Below are 4,055 nucleotides of genomic sequence, written 5' to 3' on the forward strand. Positions count from 1 at the left end.
CCCAGAATTGGGGCGGAGGGCCGATCTCTGCAAGGCCAGCATTTATAAATCCTAATTCTTAACCCTTCCCCCCGCGAAGCGGCTTGCTGGGGAAGGGTCGCGCGAAGCGCGGGGTTAGGTCACTAAAATCTTCAAACCCTCTTCAAATACCCCTGCGCCGACGCCACATATCCCTCCTCAATAAATGCCGCCGCCATCGCTGTCTCGCGCGGGTGCGCGCCGTTGACTTCTTCGATCAAAACTGCGCGCCTTCGACCGTTGCCGACTTCACCGGCGAGGGCGCGGGCGATTTCGAGGGCGACTGTGCTGGGGTCGCGTTCGGGGACGTTGTCCAGAAAGATCGTCATTTGGCGCTCGCTTTTCGGGAGCCAGGCGGCGAGGGCGCCGTCCACGAGGATCACGACGGCGCCGGCGATGCGCATGGGTTTGCGGCCTTCGGTGACTTCGGGCCAGGGCAGCGCGCCGCCGTAGGGATTGGCGGGATCGACGGCGCTGAGAAAGACGGTTTGCGGCTGGTCTTCGGATTCACGGAGACCGCGTAGGCGATCCACGGCGCCGGGGAGGGCGAATTGGGTGGCGCCGAGGCCGGCGACAAAGTAGCCGCGCCGCACGGCGCCGGCATCCTCCATGGCTTTCAGAACGCCATAGACGCTGCTAAAGCCGCCGGGAATGCCTTCGGCCTGGACAGCTTCGCGGGTGACGAGGCCGTAGCGGTCAAGTAAGAGATTTGTGTGGGCGGCGAGGCGCTCGGTGGGCGTCGGATCGTCGTAGATCAAACTGCTGACGAGCGACCAGCGGCCGGCGGCTTCGGCGGGTGTCGCGACGCTGCCGGCGGAGGCTCCGAGACGACTCCCAGGGCGCAGGGCGCGGCCCGTGCCGGCGTAGCCGCGTCCCGGCCGCTGCGGGCGCTCCTGGCGCTGCGGACGGCCCGCGCGGTGCGGGTGGGCGTAGGCGCGCAGGGCGTGCAGCGAGTCGTTGGTGACTTCGCCGGCCCACACTAAATCCCAGAGCGCGGCGAGGACATCCGGGGGAAACGAGCCGACGGCCTGGAGAAGCTGCGGGAAGAACGACGCGCCTCGCGCGGCTAAGTGCGCACGGATCTTGTCGTGCATTTCGGACGACGGTCGGTCTTCGGATGGGGGCTGACCACCGAGTAAATACGGCGCGTCGTCGGCTAAGTAAAAGCTGATGCGTCCGTCGTGCTGACCGAGAGACTCGCAGCCGATCCAGAAGATCGCTCCGGAGGCCATCAGTTCATCTAAGGCGCGCGAGTCGTAGCCGGCAATACGTATCGGGAGAATCTGGGTTTCTAAGATTGAGACGGGAATGCTCGATCCTTGGAGCTGACTGATCGCCTGGAATGTGGCGTTCGGGCCGCGTTTTGGTTCCGCGACGCCTTGCCACTGGACGTAAAGACGTCCAAGTGCGCTTTGATCCACGGGTTCGACTTCGTGACGCAGACGCGCGAGCGATTTCTGGCGCAGGGCGCGCAGCACGCCGGAGTCACACCATTCTTCACCCGTTCCGCCGGGCCGGAACTCGCCCTCAACGATCTTTCCCGATGACGCCATACGATTGAGAATCGCGGCGACGGGCGCGACGCCAATGGCGTAGCGCCGCGCGATGTCGGCGGTCTGGAAGGGTCCGTGTGTGCGGCTGTAGCGTGAGACGAGATCGCCTAAGGGATCGCGGGTGTACTCTAAAAAGGCTTCGGGCAGACCGGGCGGCGGGGGAATGCCGAGAGCGTCCCGGTACTTGCCAGCGTCCTCTGCGGCGATCCAGCGTGTCTCTCCTGCAATGGGGATGGGAATCACACGACGGTCGCGCTCCAATTGACTGAGCCATGGGTCCACGAGCGCCTTGTCCGTAACGCGCGCTTCAATCTCCGCGCGGGACAGATCGCCTAGACGGATGAACAGATCGTTGAGGCCATCGGCATGACGCGCGGCGCGCTCGGGCGTCAGATGCGCCAGATAAAGCTCAAGTTCCGTGAGCGAATTGGCGTCCAGAAGCTCACGCAGTTCGATTTCGCCGAGCAGTTCGCGCAGCTGCGAGGGATCGACGCTGAGCGCCTGGGCGCGCCGTTCGGCGAGCGGCGCGTCGCCTTCATAGATAAAGTTCGCGACGTAATTGAACATCAGCGCCGACGCAAACGGCGACGGCGTGCGCGTGGTCACAGTCACGACGCGCACGGCGCGGGTGCGGATGTCGCTCAGCAGTTCTTGGAGTGCGGGCATGTCGAAGACATCGCGCAGGCATTCGCGATAAGTCTCTAAGATGATTGGAAAGCCGCCATACTTGATCGTCGCTTGCAGCAGCTCGGCGGAGCGCTTGCGCTGCTGCCAGAGCGGCGCACGCTGTCCGGGAAACTTGCGCGGGAGCAGCAAAGCGCGGGCCGCGTTCTCACGGAACCGGGAGGCGAACAGCGCGACGGCGGGGGCGCCCTGACCCGCCTGACGCGCGGCGCCGCCCGCGCCCAATTGACGCACGACTAAGTCTTCGATCTCTTCGGGATCGGGAAGCACGGTCTCGGCGCTGGGCGGCTCATCGGCCTCGGGGAAGCGCACAACGATGCCGTCATCCGTCCAGAGGACATCAATCTCGTAATCGGTCATCTCGCGGACAATAGCCCCGATCGCCATCGCCCACGGCGCGTGGACTTTGGAGCCAAAGGGACTGAGGATACAGACGCGCCAGTCGCCCATGTCGTCTTTGTACGATTCAATGACGATAGTCTTGTCGTCAGGAACCGCGCCCGCCGCTTCTTCTTGATCGCGCAGATATTGGATGAGATTTTTGGCCGCCAGCGCATCGAGCATATGCTTTTCGACAAGCAGCGTCGTCGCATCTTCGTCGGACAGACTACGTAGCGTTCGTGTCAGCGCGCCGATGGCGCGGCCGAACTCTAAAGGCCGCCCTGCTGACTCGCCATGCCAAAACGGCATCTTCCCGGGGACGCCCGGCGCGGGCGAGACAATCACGCGGTCATGCGTGATCTCTTCAATCCGCCATGAGCTGGCGCCCAGCAGAAAAACATCGCCGGTCTTGCTCTCAAAGACCATCTCCTCGTCCAGCTCGCCGACACGCCCCTTGCCCTTCTCGGCCCCCAAAAGAAAGACGCCGTACAGGCCACGATCCGGGATCGTACCGCCATTGGTAATGGCGATGCGCTTCGCGCCCTCGCGGCTGTGCAGCGTATTGTTGATCCGGTCCCATGTGATGCGCGGTCGCAGTTCGGCGAAATCATCCGACGGATAGCGGCCACTGAGCATGTCCAGCACTTCGATAAACATCGTGCGCGGCAGCTCCGCGAACGGCGCGCTTCTTCGGATCACCCGCTCCAGATCGTCGACGCGCCAGTCTTCCATCGCGACCATCGCCACGATCTGCTGCGCGAGTACATCCAAAGGGTTGCGCGGATAGCGCATTTGCTCGACGGCGCCCTGAATCATCCGATCCGTCAGCGCCGCGCACGCCAAGAGGTCGCCCCGATACTTGGGCAGAATGACGCCCTTGCTCAAACCGCCCACATGATGCCCCGCGCGACCAATTCGCTGCAAAGCGCTGGAAACGCTTGGCGGCGCTTCCACTTGGATGACCAAGTCAATCGCGCCCATATCGATGCCTAGTTCCAGCGATGATGTCGCCACCATCGCCGGCAATCGTCCGGACTTCAGTTCGTCTTCAATCATCATGCGCTGTTCGCGCGCGATCGATCCATGGTGCGCGTGGACGATCTCCTCCCCCGCCAGCTCATTGAGCGCCGCCGCCAGCCGCTCGGCGAGCCTTCGGCTGTTCACAAAGATCAGCGTGGAACGATGCTGCTTAATTAAATCCAAGATTAAGGGATGGATCGCCGGCCAAATACTCGTCCGCGTATCGCCCTGCGACGCCGGGCCGCTAGGGATCTCTTGGATCTCTCCCAGTTTCGCCATATCCTCGACGGGGACTTCGACGCGCAAATCCAGCATCCGGCCCGCGCCGGCGTCGATAATCTGGATGGGACGGAGTTCGGCGGCCCTCACCCCCCCGCCCCCTCTCCCAATTCTGGGAGA

Annotated in this window: 1 protein-coding gene; it reads right to left on the bottom strand. The window is 63.6% G+C overall.

Features of this window, described 5'->3' with window-relative positions; all coding sequences use genetic code 11:
* Positions 1-131: 131 nt before the first annotated feature.
* Positions 132-4,025, bottom strand: a complete 3,894-nt coding sequence (locus tag ABIZ35_RS04070; protein WP_348218593.1) for a helicase-related protein — start codon at positions 4,023-4,025, stop codon at positions 132-134.
* Positions 4,026-4,055: the final 30 nt, after the last annotated feature.

The organism is Capsulimonas sp. (genome assembly GCF_039929585.1).
Taxonomy (GTDB): domain Bacteria; phylum Armatimonadota; class Armatimonadia; order Armatimonadales; family Capsulimonadaceae; genus Capsulimonas.